Genomic DNA, 16115 nt, shown 5'->3' with positions numbered 1-16115 from the left:
GGAGATATGAAAAAGAACGGTCCCGAAGCCAAGCTGCTCGTCGTCGATGATGAACCAAACATCCGCGAGTTGCTCTCCACGTCGCTGAGGTTCGCCGGCTTCGAGGTCGTCTCGGCTGGCAACGGACGCGATGCCCTCGCCGCCGCCGAGCTCCACTCCCCCGACCTTGCGGTCCTTGACGTCATGCTGCCCGACATGGACGGCTTCACGGTGACCCGCCGGCTGCGTGCCGCCGGCAAGCACTTCCCCGTACTCTTCCTCACCGCCAAGGATGACACCGAAGACAAGGTCACCGGCCTCACGGTCGGCGGCGACGACTATGTCACCAAACCCTTCAGCCTGGACGAGGTGGTGGCCCGGATCCGCGCCGTACTCCGGCGCACCCAGCCCATGATTGACGACGACGCCGTGATCCGGGTGGACGACCTGGAGCTCGACGACGACGCCCACGAGGTACGGCGCGGCGGGACAGTCATTGAGCTCTCGCCCACCGAGTTCAAGCTCCTGCGATACCTCATGCTGAACCCGAACCGGGTCCTGTCCAAGTCCCAGATCCTGGACCACGTCTGGGAATACGACTTCAACGGCGACGCCTCGATCGTGGAGTCCTACATCTCCTACCTCCGCCGCAAGGTTGACATCGATCCCGATGCCCCCGCCCTCATCCAGACCAAGCGCGGGGTGGGCTACGTACTGCGGACAGCCGAGAAGCGCTGACCTTGCTGCACCGTTGGAAGTCGGCCTCACTGCGTTCCCAGCTGGTGGCCATCATGATGGCGCTGATGCTGGTGGCACTCGCCGTGACCGGTTCCGGCACGCTGACGCTCCTGCACAGCTACCTGCAGGGGCAGGTGGACGACAAGCTCAAGGTCGCTGTCAACTCCGTTAAGCAGCAGCAATCCTTCAGCCAGTTGCAGGAACAGAACCCGAATATCCCCACGGACTACTCCCTCATGCTCCTGCGCCCGGACCAGGACCCCTTCCCGTTCGGCGGCAGCAAAGACTCCCACCCGGACATCGACAGCCTTTCCCCGGCGGATGCCAAGAGGCTCGACCTCGACCCGTTCCAGGTCCGCGGAACCGACGGGCGCAACTGGCGCGTCGTGGCGCTGAACGTGCTGGACGGCAACCAGCGCAACGCCGTCGTGATTATCGGGCTGCCCCTGGCCCCCGTGGACTCCGTCGTGGAACACGCTGCGCTGGTGGTGATCGGAGTGGGCTTCCTGACGCTGGTTCTTGCCTTCTTCATTGCCACCTGGACGGTGTCCAGGTCCTTCCGCCCGTTGGCGCGGGTCGAAAAGACAGCAGCAGCCATCGCCGCGGGTGACCTGTCGCGCCGCGTCGATGTGGAGAATCCCTCCACGGAAGTGGGCCGGCTGGGCGGCTCGCTCAACGCGATGCTCAGCCACATTGAGTCCGCCTTCGCAGCCAGGATGGCCTCGGAAGAGCGGATGCGCCGCTTTGCCGCTGACGCTTCGCATGAGCTTCGCACTCCCCTCGTGACGATCCGGGGGTTCTCCGAGCTCTACCGCCAGGGTGCCCTGACCAACGAAGAGGACGTGGCCACCGCGATGGGGCGGATCGAAAGCGAGGCCAAGCGGATGGGCTCCATGGTGGAGGACCTGCTGCTCCTGGCCAGGCTGGACGAGCAGCGCCCCCTGCAGCAAAAGCCCGTGGACCTGCTGCTCCTGGCCAACGACGCCATGGTGGACACCCAGGCCAGCGACCGGGACCGGAACATATCACTGACCGGCCTCGACGGCGGACCGCCGTCTCCGGCGCCGGTGCTGGGCGATGAGGCGAAGCTGCGCCAGGTGGTGGGAAACCTGGTGGGCAACGCCCTGCGCTACACCCCGGCAGGAACGCCCCTTGAACTCGCGGTGGGCGTACGGACCGGCGACGCCGGCCAACGCCACTCTGTCATCGAGGTGCGCGACCATGGCCCCGGGATCTCCGAGGACGAGGCCCCGCGGATCTTCGAGCGTTTCTACCGGGCGGACACCTCGCGGACCCGCGAAACAGGCGGCAGCGGCTTGGGCCTGGCCATCGTGGCGGCCATCGTGGGCTCCCACTCCGGCTACGTCCGGGTGGAACAGACCGACGGCGGCGGTGCCACCATGGTTGTCAGCCTTCCGTTCCAGGACGAGGCAGCAGACTATGCGGACAGTAACCACGACGGCGGCGACGGCGGCGAGGTTGTCCACATATAGGCAGTGGTTGTAGCGCGGTTTTCCGCCCACTTCCTAGGCTCGACGTAGCGGTCCCCACACCAAGGGCCGTCCGCAGGCTTGAACAAGCGTGCGCACTGCGTCGAAGGGCAACAACCATGAGCATCATCTCTGTTGATACCGAACTGCTCCAGCTCAAGTCAGCGAACGTCAAGGCCACGGTGGACCGCATCAGCGCGGACGTCCAGGCGATGAAGCGCGGGCTGGATGAACTGCAGGGCACCTGGCGCGGATCCGCTGCAACCAACTTCCAGGCGCTGATCACGGAGTGGACCCTCACCCAGGGCAAGGTCGAGGCTTCCCTCGCCTCCATCAACCTGGCCCTCAACTCGGCGGCCGCCACCTACGCCCAGGCCGAGCAGGGCAATGCCCAGCGGTTTAGCTGAACCGGACAGATGATGTGTGCTGCCGGCTCCTTGGGCCAACGTGTTTGGCGGATGTGCGGCCGGGCCGCACCGCCGGGCCGCGGCTTACGCTTCCGGTGTTCCCTGGTGAAAGCGCAGGCGCCACTGGGATCCGTCGAGGACCCAGAGCGAACTGCGGAGCGAGGATCCCGCCCTTCCCTTGCTGCGGTAGGTCAACAGTACTGCCTCGGCTCCGACCCGATCGGCACCGATCAGGTCCAGTTCAGCTCCGCCGCCGGGGTTTTCCTCGAGCGCCATCATCATTGAATCCCGCGTCCACAGCCGCCCGGACGTGCCGATCTCCGTGAACTCCGGGTGCAGCAGCACTCCTGTACGCCCGATGTCGGCGCGGGTGTCGGGGCGGAGCAGCTCCCGTTCTTGTGCCTCAACGATGGCCTCAGGGGCTGTCTCCGGCCCGGCCTGCGCGGCGAAGGGATCCGCCTCCAGCTCACTGAAAAGGTCAGGCTCGCTGAAAAGGTCCGGCTGATTGCTGCGTCCCGACGGGGTGAGGAGCTCCTGCTGCCCTGGCGCCTTGAGGGCGGCGGCTGAGGGGGCTCCGCCCGCTGCACGGTCTGTTCCCCCGCTGGCTCCCGTGCGCGGCCGGGAGACCGCTGCCCCGTCCCCGCGCACGAAGCCCGGCCCCGACCGCACTGCAACGCCCTGCTGATAGGCCGTCGCGGCGGCCCTGGCGCGGTCGTCAGCGGCTTCGTTCAGGTCATGGCCGGCGTGACCCCGCACCCATTCAAAGCGGTACTTACGTCCTGCAAGCGACTGGTCGATTTCGCGAAGGATCTCCACGTTCAGCACGGGTTTGCCGTCCGCCTTGCGCCAGCCCTTGCGCTTCCACCCCGGCATCCATTTGGTCACCGAGTTGATCACGTATTGGCTGTCGCACAGGATGTGCAATTCCTCGTCCGGAAGGTGCGCCGTGCAGCGGAAAAGATCCAGCACAGCCATCAGCTCGCCCTGGTTGTTTGTACCGTGCGGCCAGCCGCCCGCCCGCCAGCAGTCATCGTTCACGTACCAGGCCCATCCGGCCGGACCGGGATTTCCTAAAGCCGAACCGTCGGCTGCTGCAGTAATCGTCACCGCACTATCCTGCCAGACCGGCCCGACATTGTGGTTCTCCGCAGCAGGAACCAGTTCAGTGGGCGCGGGTTCAGTACCCGCCTAGCGGGACTGTCGGCGGTCGCCCGCAGTCGTCCGTGCCGACTCGACTTGGGCCGGCAAACGCAAAGCGCGGCCCCCTCGAATCGAGGGAGCCGCACTTAGTGTGTGCGTCAGGCGCGGTTGGACAGGTTAGAAACCGCCCATGCCGCCCATCTCGTCGCCGCCACCCATGGCCGGAGCGTTCTTCTCCGGCTTGTCGGCCACTACGGCCTCGGTGGTGAGGAACAGGCCCGCGATGGAAGCGGCGTTCTGCAGTGCAGAGCGCGTTACCTTGACGGGGTCGTTGATGCCGGCAGCCAGCAGGTCAACGTACTGTCCGGTTGCAGCGTTCAGGCCGTGGCCTGCAGGCAGGCCGCGGACCTTGTCCACAACAACGCCCGGCTCAAGGCCGGCGTTGAATGCGATCTGCTTCAGCGGTGCGTCGATGGCAACGCGGACGATGTTCGCGCCCGTTGCTTCGTCGCCTTCGAGCTGCAGGTTGGCGAATGCCTTGGCGCCGGCCTGGATGAGGGCTACGCCACCACCGGCAACGATGCCTTCTTCAACAGCAGCCTTGGCGTTGCGGACAGCGTCCTCAATGCGGTGCTTGCGTTCCTTGAGCTCAACTTCGGTAGCGGCACCGGCCTTGATGACTGCAACGCCGCCGGCCAGCTTGGCCAGGCGCTCCTGCAGCTTCTCGCGGTCGTAGTCGGAATCGGAGTTCTCGATCTCGGCGCGGATCTGGGAAACGCGGCCGGCGATCTGGTCTGCGTCGCCTGCACCCTCGACGATGGTGGTCTCGTCCTTGGTGACAACAACCTTGCGTGCCTTGCCCAGGAGTTCGAGGCCGGCGGTCTCAAGCTTGAGGCCGACTTCCTCGGAGATGACCTGGCCACCGGTGAGGATGGCGATGTCCGCGAGCTGCGCCTTGCGGCGGTCGCCGAAGCCCGGAGCCTTGACGGCGACGGACTTGAAGGTGCCACGGATCTTGTTGACGATCAGGGTGGCCAGGGCCTCGCCCTCGATGTCTTCGGCAATGATCAGCAGCGGCTTGCTGGACTGCATGACCTTTTCGAGGACAGCAACCAGTTCCTTGACGTTGGAGATCTTGGAATTGACGATCAGGATGTACGGATCCTCGAGGACCGTTTCCTGGCGCTCAGCGTCGGTGACGAAGTAAGCGGAGATGTAGCCCTTGTCGAAGCGCATGCCTTCGGTGAGCTCAAGCTCGAGGCCGAAGGTGTTGGACTCCTCGACGGTGATAACACCTTCCTTGCCAACCTTGTCCAGCGCTTCAGCGATCAGCGCGCCGATTTCGTCGTCACCGGCGGAGATGGATGCCGTAGCGGCGATCTCTTCCTTGGTTTCGATTTCCTTGGCGGAAGCGAGCAGCTCGATGGTGACGGCTTCAACAGCCTTCTCGATGCCGCGCTTCAGGGACAGCGGGTCAGCGCCGGCTGCGACGTTGCGCAGGCCTTCCTTGACCAGGGCCTGTGCCAGCACGGTTGCCGTGGTGGTGCCGTCGCCAGCGACGTCGTCCGTCTTCTTGGCAACTTCCTTGACCAGCTCGGCGCCGATCTTCTCGTAGGGATCGTCCAGCTCGATCTCCTTGGCGATGGAAACACCATCGTTGGTGATCGTGGGGGCGCCCCACTTCTTTTCGAGGACGACGTTGCGTCCACGCGGGCCGAGGGTGACCTTGACGGCGTCGGCGAGGATGTTCAGGCCCCGCTCAAGACCGCGGCGTGCCTCTTCATCAAATGCAATGATCTTGGCCATAACGGCAGTAGTCCTTTCGGGACAGTCGTTAAGAATGAACCTTCGCTGCGGCGCCCGCGACGGACGACCCTTCACCGTCGGCCTCTGTATGCCGCGCGGATGGGATCTCACCCCAGCAAGGTATTTCTTTCGCTCCTTTGTCCTTCCCGCTTACTCCACAACCGGCCGGAACCGGGCGTCGATTTAGCAGTCAGTCCGTGGGAGTGCTAAGTCAATAATTAGCACTCCCCCGGGGAGAGTGCAAGCAGAGACTGCGGTAAATGGCGCGCCTGCGGCCCCCGATACGCTAGGAGCGATCAGCCGCCGGCCCGGGCGGCAGTTTCGCTGCCGGTCATCCTGGCCTTGTTGTCCGCGGAATAAGTGAACACCATGTAGTTGGCCGAGGTCACGTCCCCGTTGGCATCGAAGCCGATCCGGCCGGACTCGCCGTCGTAATCCGCGGGCTTTCCGGCCTGGATGGCGTCGGCGCATTCCTTGTAGTTTTTGCACACCGCGGCCGCGTCCTCCCCCGAAGCTGCGGTCGGCACTGTTCCGCCGGACTTCGCACTCCCGCCGGAGACGGCAATCAGCGCCGCGGCAATGGAGGAACCGGCGTCGTCCTGGGCCGCGGCCGCGGCGATGGCCGCCAGGTTCACCGCGTCGTAAGTTTCCGCGGCAAACGTCATGTCCTTGAGCCCGGGATCAACCGCCACGAGCTCGCCCTGGAAGTGGGCCGACGGGAAGACGCCCGGAAGGATCCCGCGGGCGCCGTCGAGGGCCTTGGACCCGAGGGCGGAGCCGTACTGGTTGATGGCGCCGTCGCTGAGGATGAGCTTTTTGCCGGCCAGACCTTTGTTATTGAGTTCTGCAATGGCGCCCTGGGCACCGGTGCGCCCCACCAGGATGACGGCGTCCGGGCCGGCGGCCTTGGCGGCCGCGGCCGCCTGTTGTGCCTGGCCAGGCGTGAATTCAGCATCTGCGACGGTGCCAAGGCCGGCTGCCTTGGCGGCGGCTGAGACTGCCACGGAGACGTCCTTGCCGTAGCTGCCTTCCTCGTGCAGGACCGCTATGGTGCGGGCCCCGCCGTCCTTGGCGAGTTTGACCAGGACGGGAGCCTGGGCCACGTCGGCTGCTGACGTGCGGAAGTAGTACCCGCCGCTCCGGTACCGGGAGAGACCGTGCGCGGCATTCGCCGGGGAAATGACAGCCACTTTGGCGCGTGCCAGGACATCAATCGCGCCCGGCGCGCGGCTTGAGTCGGTGGGACCTATGACTACATCAGCCTTCGCCGCCACGAGTTCCTTGGCCTGAGCCGTTGTGTCCTCGCTGATTTTCTCCGGGAGCAGTTCCACCGGCCGCCCCTTGTGGCCCCCTGCGGCGTTGATCTCCTCGACGGCGAGCTTGGCTGCTGCGAGCTACGAGGAGTTCAGGAACGACTGCTTTCCCGTGTTGTCCAGGATCAGGCCGATCCGCAGCGTCCCGTCACCGCCGGCATCGACCGTGTCGACACGGGCGTTTCCGGTCTGGCCGGAGCAGCCGGCCAGCACCAGTGCCGTGCCGGCGGCAATCACCACAGCGGCGGCGAACCGCAGGCGCGCACCGCCGGAGCGGACGGGAATCGTTGTGCCATGCACCGCCGCGGAAGGAAGCATCAGGCGGGCCGGACGTTCTCTGCCTGGGGACCCTTTTCGCCTTCGCCCACTTCGAACTGCACCCGCTGCCCTTCGTCCAGGGCACGGTAGCCCTCGCCCTCGATGGCAGACCAGTGGACGAAGACGTCGTCGCCGGAGCCGTCAACGGTGATGAAGCCATAGCCTTTTTCGGCGTTGAACCATTTGACGGTTCCCAATGCCATGATGCCCACACTTTCCGGTTGCTTCTGTTCGGCCCACGTCACTGTGCGCCGTCGGGACGGTCCGCGCGTTGCGGCGCGGCATCCGGAATCACTCTAGCTATTGCCGTTGCCGGGCGCAGGACCGCGACCTGCGAGCCCCCAATAGTTATTCAGGCGTAACCGAATTCCCCTACTGGAAGCCGGGCCCGAGGACCACCACGACAGGCTGCTGGAATTCAGCGGAGTCCACGAGCGAGGTGATGTTGAGGAGTTCGCCCAAGGCCTCCGCGTTGGCTTTTTGCCCAGCCCCACTGTAGTAAATCACGGAGGATTTCTGCGGCATTCCGCCCCAGTTGCCCACCGGTCCGAGTGTCCAGCCGTCCGCCGAAACGGTGTTGCTCACCCGGCCTGCAAGCCCTGCAGTCGCGGTCCCGTTGTAGACCGCCACGGGCTGGGACTTGTCAACAGCCGGTGCGTTGTCCTCGGGAGCGGTGGATGGAGTGCCGGTGGTGGGGAGCGCTTCACCGGCGGGGGGAGTCGTGCTTGGATCCGCGCTGGGCTCGGCGCTCTGGGATGCTGTCTGCGGCGTCTCAGCGGAGGGGCTTTCCTGGGCGGACCCGGCCGCCATGAGCGGGCTGCCGGTGGGGGCGAATCCCAGTTTGGGCAGGAACAGGAAGGCAACCAGGCCGATGGCGAGGGCCACAACGCCGACGGCCAGAATGGGTCCCAGCCGGCGCCGGGGAGCATCGGAAGCGACCCGGTGGACACCCTGTCGTGAGGAGGTCTCCGGAACCTTGTCGAATTCATCCCGAGCGTATTTGGTCATGGTAAAACGATGTCCTTGCTGGTACTTGCTGATTTCTCAGCCCTGACTCTTACGCGTCTGAGCCCAAACGGCGCGCCGTGCGTTCCCGTTGGCGTGACGTACGTAGTCTACGCAATCTCTTCACGAGCATGGGGTCGTGGGCGAGGGCGTCCTCGGTATCAATCAGCGTGTTGAGGATCTGGTAGTAGTGGGTGGCGGAGAGGTCGAACAGCTCCCGGATGGCCTGCTCCTTTGCCCCGGCATACTTCCACCACTGACGCTCGAGCCCCAGCATTTGCTGGTCCCGCTCACTCAGCCGTGAGCCCGGCTGCGGGGCGGGCAGGAGGTCCAGGGTCACCGTGGGTTGGCTGCCGGTGTCCGCAAGTGACAGATCATCGCGCACTGGTTCGGCCACGGCAAACTCCTTCACTTGATCCGGTTAAAGTCTCTTTCCATGGTACGGGCGAATAACACGCGTGTCATTTACGCACTGTGACGCGCCGTCGGGAGGCGGGCGGGCCCCATTCACCGGCTCGTGGAGCACAGCACTGCGAGAATGGACTCGTGTTTGATTCTGAAGCTTTGTTCGAGCTGGAGCCTGTTGCGGGGGCGGGTTTGGGGTTCGCCGAGATGGCGCGGATGCCGTTGGCGGAACTGGTGGCTGCCGACTGGGCCGCGGCGCTTGCTCCGGTCGAAGCGGAGCTGCGCAGCGTCCTGGGGTTCCTGGCAGCTGAAGTGGCGGCCGGGCACCCGGTGCTTCCGGCGCCGTCGAACGTCCTGCGCGCCTTTCGGCGACCGCTGGCTGACGTCAGGGTGCTCATCGTGGGCCAGGACCCGTATCCGACCCCCGGCCACCCCATCGGGCTGTCCTTCGCAGTTGACGGGCACACCCGGCCCATTCCGCGCAGCCTGGCGAACATCTACAAGGAACTTGAAGCCGACCTGGGCCTGCCGGCCCGTATCCACGGTGACCTGTCGCGCTGGGCGGAGCAGGGGGTCCTCCTGCTGAACCGGGTCCTTACGGTCCGTGCAGGTGCGGCGGGTTCCCACCGCGGGAAAGGATGGGAGCGCATCACGACGGCGGCCATTGCCGCCGTTGCCGGACGGCGCTCCGCCGACGGCAGCCCTGTGCCCTTGGTGGCCGTCCTGTGGGGCAAGGATGCCGAGAATGTCCGGCCCCTGCTGGGGAACGCACCCGTGCTGGCCAGCGCCCATCCCAGCCCGTTGTCAGCCTCGCGCGGATTCTTCGGTTCCCGGCCGTTCAGCCAAGTCAACGAAACGCTCCGGTCGTTGGGTTCGGAGCCGGTGGATTGGGAGCTGCCTGTCCTCTGACCCGGGCCTGCACCGCCGGGGCCTCATTCGGCCCGCGCGGCAAGCCTGCGAACCCGGGAGCCCGGCCGGAGGTTCGGAAGGGCAACTTAGCCTAGGCTTACTTACATGACTTCACTGCCCGCAAGCACTTCAGCCAGCCGAAAATCGCGTCCCCAGACGAATCTCACGGTCCTCAGGCGCGAGGAACTCTCGCCCCACATGGTGCGGATCGTGGCCGGCGGCGAGGGCTTCTCCAGCTACGTGAACAACGATTACGTCGACCGTTACGTGAAGATCGCCTTCCCCCAGCCCGACGTCGACTACCCGCTCCCCCTGGACCTCTGGGCGGTCCGGGAGTCCATGCCGCGTGAACAGTGGCCGCACACCCGGACATACACGGTGCGCTGGGTTGATGAAGAAAACCGTGAGCTGGCCATCGACTTTGTGATCCACGGCGACGAGGGCCTGGCGGGGCCCTGGGCGGCCAAAGCCCAGCCCGGCGACAGCCTGGTGTTCACCGGGCCGGGCGGTGGTTACAACCCCGACCCTGCTGCCGACTGGCACCTCTTCGCCGGTGACGAGGCCGCCCTCCCTGCAATTGCAGCCGCCGTCGAGTCGTTGCCGCCGGAGGCCCGTGGACTGGCGTTCCTGGAGGTGGACAGCGACGCCGAGATCCAGCCGATAGCGGCACCCGCCGGGCTGCAGATCCGGTGGCTGCCGCGTAACGGCGTCCCTGCCGGAAGCAGCGAACTGCTGATCAACGCCGTACGGGATGCCGAGCGGCCTGGCGGCCGGGTGCAGGTATTCGCCCACGGCGAGCGCGGCTACATGAAGTCCCTCCGGGAGGTCCTCTTCCGTGAGCGCGGCCTGGAACGCGGGCAGGTATCGCTTTCCGGGTACTGGGCCTACGGGCGAGTGGAGGACGACTTCCAGGCTGAAAAGAAGCTCCCCATCGGGCAGATCTAGCGGACCGATCTAGCGGACCGAGGGTGAGGACTGATCCGGAAGCGGCCTTCGCGCCCGGCTAGCGGCGGCGGGCGCGCCGGCGTTCGTTGCTGGCCAGGCTGCGGGTCAGCGGACGGGCCAGGGTGTCGCCCAGGACGATCCCGGCCGCGACGCCGAGCACGATCGCCCCTGCGTTCAGCATGCCCCCGGCGCCGATCAGGATTTCCGATTCCTCAATCGTCAATACATACATGGACCGGAATATGGTGAGTCCCGGCAACAGGATCAGCGCGGCGGGAACGGCCACCACCAGCTGCGGGGCGCCCATCCGGAGCGCCACTACCCGGCCGAGCAGGCCGATGACAACGGCGGCCAGAGCCGGAGAGAAGCGCGGCCCGATTCCCAGTTCCTGTCCACCGATGAGGACCAGATAGCCTATGACGCCCACTGCCGCAGTGGGGAGGAGAAGCTTCCAGGTCGTCTGTTCCGTGATCCCGATCGCGACGACGGCGATGGCAACCATGATGCCCACGGCCCACCACGGATACGCCGGCGGGAATGTTTTGGTGACGTCGATCGGTTCCATGCCAGTCATGTCCACGACCACGAAGCCGACGGCGATGCCTGTCACCAGGGCGCCGAAGGTCAGGATGGTCGACAGGAAACGGCCGGCCGCGGTGACCGGGAATCCGTTGATGGCATCCTGTACCGACGATACGAGCCGTCCCGTCGGAAGCAGCAGCAGGATTCCGCCGACCACCACGATCTCGGGCGCGATCTGTATGCCCACCGGGCTGCCGAAACGCGACAAGAGCAGGGCGATGAAGGTGACTAGGAACGCGCACGAGGCGGTAATGAAGAAGTCCGGTGTGCGCCAGCGGCTCAGTCGCCGGGCCAGGAGGCTAACCAGCAGGTTGGAGACGAAGGCGACCGCGGAGGCTCCGAGCCCGCCACCGAGCACACCGACGAAGACGGCGGAGAACACAGCGAACGCGACCGTAACCATCCAGCGTGGGAATGGCTTGGAGCTCCGGACGATTTCGTCCAGCCGGCGTACTGCCTCGTCGCGGCCCACACCGCCGGCAACAATCTCCGTGACCAGCTGGTGCACCTGGGCCAGGCCTGCGTAGTTGTTGGTCCAGGACCGCACCACGCGCAGCAGCGTGATGGGCGTCTGGTCCGTGGGGGCGTAGTTGATTGCCACCGACTGGTTCGTGATGTCCACTTCGATGTGCTTCAGGCCCAGGGCGGCGGTGATCGCGATGATGCTGGTTTCCACTTCCAGGGCGCCGGCGCCGTACCGGAACATGGACTCGGCCAGGTGGAGCGCGAAGTCGATGGTCTTGCGCGCGGACGTGTCCACTCCCCCAACCTGGATCATGGGGTTGGCGTAGGGGCTGCCCGCGAGCCTGTCCACGATGCTCATGGGGGCTGTGGGCGGGTTTTCGCCCTGCACGAGCCTGCGCAGCATGCGTTTGGCCGCGGCGTCCTGCCGCACCTGGGACGCGGTGAGTGGTTCGGTCGGGGGCAGCGCCCCCGTGGGCGGCCTGCGGCGACCGTCCGGTGCTTTGGTCATTGCGGCCTCCTCAAGGGCATCACAAGGGTTTTTAGTAAAACTGCCGGCCTGTTCGCCGGGTGTAGATCTGACGAGCGACGCGTTCGCCGGCAGCCATCCAGGCCTTGTATTTCAGCGGGCTGATCACCTGGTCGTAGCAGCCCACGAAGTCGGTGACCGTCTTGCTGAAACTCGTCTTGAACAGCCCCAGCCCGTGGAACGGGTTGGAGGTGTCCTTGAGTTTGTCGCTCGGCGGCGTCCCGCAGAAGTCGTACTCCGTGCAGCCGAGTTCCTTGACCTGGTTAATGGCAGTCCACTGCACCAGATGCGAATCCCCGTACTGGCCGCGCTTCTGCAGCGAACCGCCGTCCTTGTACGTCCCCTTCCGGCCGTAGTTGATCACGAAGGCGCCCACGGACGGGACCCCGTTCTCGTAGACGAACAGCAGCCGGCCCTGGCCGCGGTCAATGAAGTTGGTCCAGAACTTCTGGTAATACTCGTACTCCCGGACCCTGACCTGCGACTTCGCTTCCACCGTGGTGGTCATAAGGGCGTACATTGCCCTGAAGTTCTCCTCGGTGGGCTCCGCGTTGTGGACTTCCACACCCTCCCGGATGGCCCGGCGGACGGCGTTGCGCCCCCTGGAATGCAGGTTCCGCAGCAGCTGGTTCTCTTCCGGCGCGATGTCCAGCAGCGCCGTGGAGTCGTTGGGCTGCAGGTTGTGGGTCTTGACCAGGCCCGCGCCCTCGATCACCCGCTTGACGTCCTCGGAGAGGATGATGTCAGGCTCGATCTTGATAGCGAATACGCCGAGCTTTGCACGCCTAACGAACTCGGCGTTTGCCGCCGCGATTCCCGGGATGTCCTCCACTGCTGCCACGTCCGGCCCCTTGATGAGGTACCAGAGCTTACCGAGGACCGGGAAGGACTTCTCCAGCACCAGGTTGTAGCTCGTGTAGTCGGCGGTCTCGTAGACCAGGTGGAGGGGATTCCAGCCGAAGTGCTGCTTGACCTGGGCGAAGGCCTCGGACTGGAGCAGGTTTCCGCCGTTCGGGTTCGCGGTGACGTGGGAGTCCCAGTTGGCGACCTCCTCGGCGGAGGCGAAGCGGGCGGTGAATTCTCGCAAGTGCGCGGTGTCCAATCTTTGCGGCAGTGCTTCAGTGCATGCCGGGCATGCAATCCATAAGTCTATCGGCCCTGCCTGGAAGACGCTGACCGGGCCCCTCCCCCGCGGCCGCAGCCTCAGAGCCGGACCTGCTCCAGGGACTCGAGCCGTAACGCCATGGGTTCCTTGCCCCGGGAGCGCTGGCTTTTGACGAGCCGGTCCGCGTTCTCCAGCCGGGAAAGGCTCAGCCCGGTCAGCTCGGCGATCTGCCGCACCGGGACCTGAAAGGTGCGGAAGGGGCCAAGCGGCGGTGGTTCATCCGCAAGAAGCCGTTCCCGGATAGCCTTCTTGAGCTCCACTTTCCCCAGCAGCGGCGACTGGTCCAGCAGGAATCCCGCGGCAGCAAGCTTTCCGTCCATGGTCCAGGCAGCGACCTTCCAGAACTTCCTGGGAATCTGGACGCCCCGGTAGGGCAGGTCGTCCTCCTCCAGGACGGGCCCGGTGAAGACGCTGAGCTTGGCGTCGTTGAGGTCGGCATGGTTGAGCACGTGGTCCTCCAGCCCGACCCAGAGTCCCTTCCCCTGGTTGAAGTCGTCAACCTGGGGTGCGGCGTTGGTGAAGGCGAAGGTGTCCTGGTTGGCTGCCTTGGCCGTGGCCGTGTCGCCCCAGACGGGATCCAGCCGCCGCACGAGATGCCCGCGGTCGAAAGCGTTGTTCTTGTAAACGTCCGGCCCTGCCTGCTGCTCCTTCGGCACCCTGGAATCAAAATGCCAGGTTCCTTCGCGGGCCAGCGGCACCAGCTCGCGTCCGTTGATGTTCACCCCGACGACGGCGGCCAGTTTGCGCGCGGTGCGCAACCGGACTGAAAAGTGGATGTAGTCAAGCAGAACCGTTGCTGCCGGCGGACTGGGCAGCTCAAGGCGTGCCCGCAAGAAGTCCCGGTCATATCCCCCAGTCATAGCTCCATAGTGGCACTGCCCCCTGACTGTGAACAGAGTCGGTGCACAGAGCGGATGGACGGGGAAGCCCATGCGTACGTGCCCGGTGCCGGTCCGGCGCTTGACGCGGCACTCCGGACTGGCAAGGGTTGAAGGATGCAGGCTCACCACGAACAGTCCATGGCCGGTCCCGGCGCGTCCGTCCGCGGGACCGAGTCCAGCTTCGAAAGCCACAGCGCCGGCGTTCAGGTGCTCGGACTGGCGGTGTTCCTGGCGGCTTCCGCGCTGGTCTCCTGGCTGGGTGCCATCGCCACGCTGAACAATGTGAACGGCTGGTACGTCGCCGCGGACAAGGCCCCGTGGTCACCGCCCAACTGGGTGTTCGGCCCGGTCTGGACGCTGCTCTATGTCGCCATGGCAGTGGCGGCATGGCTCGTCTGGCGCCGCCTCACTGAACGCACCAGACCTGCGTTGGTTGCCTACGGGATCCAGCTGCTGCTGAACCTGATGTGGACGCCGGTGTTCTTCGGCCTCTATCCGGTGATGGGCACGCCGGCGCTCTGGCTGGGCTTCGCCGTCATCATCGCCCTGATAATCGCCGTGACCGTCACCGTGCTGTTCTTCGGCCCCATCAGCCGCGCCGCCGGCCTCCTGCTGTTGCCCTATGTCTCCTGGCTGGTTTTCGCCGCCAGCCTGAACTTGTGGGCGGCGCTGCACAACTGAGTCAGCACTCCACGACGTTGACGGCGAGGCCGCCCATGGCGGTTTCCTTGTATTTGGAGCTCATGTCCTTGCCGGTTTCGCGCATGGTCACGATGACTTCGTCGAGGGAGACCCGGTGTGTGCCGTCGCCCCAGAGCGCCATTTTGGCGGCGTTGATGGCCTTCGCAGCGGCGATGGCGTTGCGTTCGATGCAGGGGATCTGCACCAGCCCGCCGATCGGGTCGCAGGTCAGTCCGAGGTTGTGTTCCATCGCGATTTCCGCGGCGTTTTCCACCTGCTGCGGGGTCCCGCCCATGACCTCGGCCAGCCCGGCGGCGGCCATCGAGGACGCCGACCCCACCTCGCCTTGGCAGCCGACCTCGGCGCCGGAGATCGAGGCCTGTTCCTTGTACAGCACCCCGACCGCGGCCGCGGTCAGCAGGAACTTGACCACCACATCGTCCCGGTCCGCCTGCGTGGCCACATCCATCCCGGGGGCGAAATGCAGCGCGTAGTACAGCACCGCCGGGATGATGCCGGCGGCACCGTTCGTCGGGGCCGTGACCACCCGGCCGCCGGAGGCGTTCTCCTCGTTCACGGCCAGCGCGATCAGGTTCACCCATTCCTGCCAGTACTTCGGGTCCCGGTACCCGGGATCATGGTCCCGGCTTTCCTTCAGGAGCCGCTCGTGCCAGTCCGGGGCCCGACGGCGGACCTTCAGCCCGCCGGGCAGCAGCCCCTCACGCTTCAGGCTGGTTTCCACGCAGCCTTCCATCACCGAATAGATGTGCAGCAGGCCCGCCCGGATTTCCTCCTCCGACCGGGACGCGCGTTCGTTCACGAACATGATCTCCCCGATGGACAGGCCCTTAGACTGGCAGCGGCCCAGCAGCTCCGCGGCCGTGCGGAAGGGCAGCGGCAGCTCCTTCTTGGACTCATCGAGTTCCTTCAGCGCCGCGTCCTCCTCGCCCTCGCGGACGATGAAGCCGCCGCCCACCGAGAAGAACGTGGCAGTGTGCAGGACCTCCCCGGCTGCGTCGGAGACCGTGAACGTCATGCCGTTGGTATGCCTGGGCAGGATGGTCAGCGGCCGGAGCACCATGTCCTGCACCCCGTAGGGCAGCTGCACGGACCCCGCGAGCTGCAGTTTCCCGGACTCGGCGATGGCAGCCAGCCGCTCCTCCACCTCATCGGGAAGGATCTTCTCCGGGTGGAAGCCCTCCAGGCCCAGCAGGATGGCCGTCATCGTGCCGTGGCCCTGCCCGGTCGCGGCCAACGAACCATAAAGATCCACCCGCAGCGACGCCACCTTGTCCAGGGCGCCGGAGTCCTTGAGCTCCTCGGCGAACACCGCGGCAGCCCGCATCGGCCCTACTGTGTG

17 protein-coding genes are annotated in these 16115 nt (G+C 65.8%); 6 read left to right on the top strand and 11 right to left on the bottom strand.

Annotation, left to right across the window (positions count from 1 at the left end; all coding sequences use genetic code 11):
* The first annotated feature begins 6 nt into the window (after positions 1-6).
* The 3 genes from J7I79_RS03495 (at position 7) to J7I79_RS03485 (ending at position 2614) form a co-directional block, all read left to right on the top strand.
* Complete coding sequence (locus J7I79_RS03495; protein ID WP_104173653.1) at positions 7-717, top strand: response regulator transcription factor; 711 nt, start codon at positions 7-9, stop codon at positions 715-717.
* 2 nt (positions 718-719) lie between these two features.
* The gene (locus tag J7I79_RS03490) at positions 720-2210 is read left to right on the top strand and encodes a cell wall metabolism sensor histidine kinase WalK (RefSeq protein ID WP_214950351.1); all 1491 of its coding nucleotides are present in this window, start codon (positions 720-722) and stop codon (positions 2208-2210) included.
* 116 nt (positions 2211-2326) lie between these two features.
* A complete protein-coding gene (locus J7I79_RS03485) occupies positions 2327-2614 on the top strand; it encodes a WXG100 family type VII secretion target (RefSeq protein WP_214950349.1) in 288 nt (95 codons plus the stop codon).
* Positions 2615-2698: 84 nt separating this feature from the next.
* Here the strand turns inward: J7I79_RS03485 and J7I79_RS03480 are convergent, their stop codons facing one another.
* The 7 genes from J7I79_RS03480 to J7I79_RS03455 all read right to left on the bottom strand — a co-directional run bounded on the left by J7I79_RS03480 (position 2699) and on the right by J7I79_RS03455 (position 8536).
* Positions 2699-3721: a ribonuclease HI family protein gene (locus J7I79_RS03480; RefSeq protein WP_214950347.1), complete on the bottom strand. Its 1023-nt coding sequence runs from the start codon at positions 3719-3721 to the stop codon at positions 2699-2701.
* Positions 3722-3931: 210 nt separating this feature from the next.
* Complete coding sequence (gene groL / locus J7I79_RS03475; protein ID WP_104173656.1) at positions 3932-5560, bottom strand: chaperonin GroEL; 1629 nt, start codon at positions 5558-5560, stop codon at positions 3932-3934.
* Between the two features lie 296 nt (positions 5561-5856).
* The gene (locus tag J7I79_RS03470; protein ID WP_396020158.1) at positions 5857-6891 is read right to left on the bottom strand and encodes an ABC transporter substrate-binding protein; all 1035 of its coding nucleotides are present in this window, start codon (positions 6889-6891) and stop codon (positions 5857-5859) included.
* A 63-nt stretch (positions 6892-6954) separates the two neighbouring features.
* Positions 6955-7191: a hypothetical protein gene (locus J7I79_RS24705; protein ID WP_311380507.1), complete on the bottom strand. Its 237-nt coding sequence runs from the start codon at positions 7189-7191 to the stop codon at positions 6955-6957.
* Complete coding sequence (locus J7I79_RS03465; protein WP_146072315.1) at positions 7191-7394, bottom strand: cold-shock protein; 204 nt, start codon at positions 7392-7394, stop codon at positions 7191-7193. The genes J7I79_RS24705 and J7I79_RS03465 overlap by 1 nt, the downstream gene beginning before the upstream one ends.
* A gap of 169 nt (positions 7395-7563) precedes the next feature.
* The gene (locus tag J7I79_RS03460) at positions 7564-8199 is read right to left on the bottom strand and encodes a LytR C-terminal domain-containing protein (RefSeq protein WP_214950345.1); all 636 of its coding nucleotides are present in this window, start codon (positions 8197-8199) and stop codon (positions 7564-7566) included.
* A gap of 49 nt (positions 8200-8248) precedes the next feature.
* The gene (locus J7I79_RS03455; RefSeq protein ID WP_311380517.1) at positions 8249-8536 is read right to left on the bottom strand and encodes a DUF3263 domain-containing protein; all 288 of its coding nucleotides are present in this window, start codon (positions 8534-8536) and stop codon (positions 8249-8251) included.
* A gap of 206 nt (positions 8537-8742) precedes the next feature.
* Between J7I79_RS03455 and J7I79_RS03450 the strand changes: the two genes are divergently transcribed.
* Together J7I79_RS03450 and J7I79_RS03445 are read left to right on the top strand one after the other, a co-directional pair.
* Positions 8743-9510 (top strand): uracil-DNA glycosylase, encoded by a 768-nt coding sequence (locus J7I79_RS03450; RefSeq protein ID WP_214950342.1) that lies wholly within the window; start codon positions 8743-8745, stop codon positions 9508-9510.
* A 105-nt stretch (positions 9511-9615) separates the two neighbouring features.
* On the top strand, positions 9616-10455 hold the full coding sequence (locus tag J7I79_RS03445) for a siderophore-interacting protein (RefSeq protein WP_214950341.1): 840 nt from the start codon (positions 9616-9618) through the stop codon (positions 10453-10455).
* A 58-nt stretch (positions 10456-10513) separates the two neighbouring features.
* Here the strand turns inward: J7I79_RS03445 and J7I79_RS03440 are convergent, their stop codons facing one another.
* The 3 genes from J7I79_RS03440 to J7I79_RS03430 form a co-directional block, all read right to left on the bottom strand.
* Complete coding sequence (locus tag J7I79_RS03440; protein ID WP_214950339.1) at positions 10514-12010, bottom strand: threonine/serine exporter ThrE family protein; 1497 nt, start codon at positions 12008-12010, stop codon at positions 10514-10516.
* Positions 12011-12041: 31 nt separating this feature from the next.
* Positions 12042-13115 (bottom strand): peptidoglycan bridge formation glycyltransferase FemA/FemB family protein, encoded by a 1074-nt coding sequence (locus tag J7I79_RS03435; RefSeq protein ID WP_214950337.1) that lies wholly within the window; start codon positions 13113-13115, stop codon positions 12042-12044.
* A 116-nt stretch (positions 13116-13231) separates the two neighbouring features.
* A complete protein-coding gene (locus J7I79_RS03430) occupies positions 13232-14053 on the bottom strand; it encodes a DNA/RNA non-specific endonuclease (protein ID WP_214950329.1) in 822 nt (273 codons plus the stop codon).
* Positions 14054-14188: 135 nt separating this feature from the next.
* Between J7I79_RS03430 and J7I79_RS03425 the strand changes: the two genes are divergently transcribed.
* Positions 14189-14755 (top strand): TspO/MBR family protein, encoded by a 567-nt coding sequence (locus tag J7I79_RS03425; RefSeq protein WP_214950320.1) that lies wholly within the window; start codon positions 14189-14191, stop codon positions 14753-14755.
* 1 nt (position 14756) lies between these two features.
* On the opposite strand, the gene J7I79_RS03420 is transcribed toward J7I79_RS03425, so the two are convergent.
* Positions 14757-16115, bottom strand: a 1359-nt coding sequence (locus J7I79_RS03420) for an L-serine ammonia-lyase (protein ID WP_214950318.1), incomplete at its 5' end; no start/stop codon positions are given.

Origin of the sequence: Arthrobacter sp. ISL-69 (assembly GCF_018613775.1) — a bacterium.
Lineage (GTDB): Bacteria > Actinomycetota > Actinomycetes > Actinomycetales > Micrococcaceae > Arthrobacter.
This window is presented reverse-complemented; position numbering and strand designations above follow the sequence as displayed.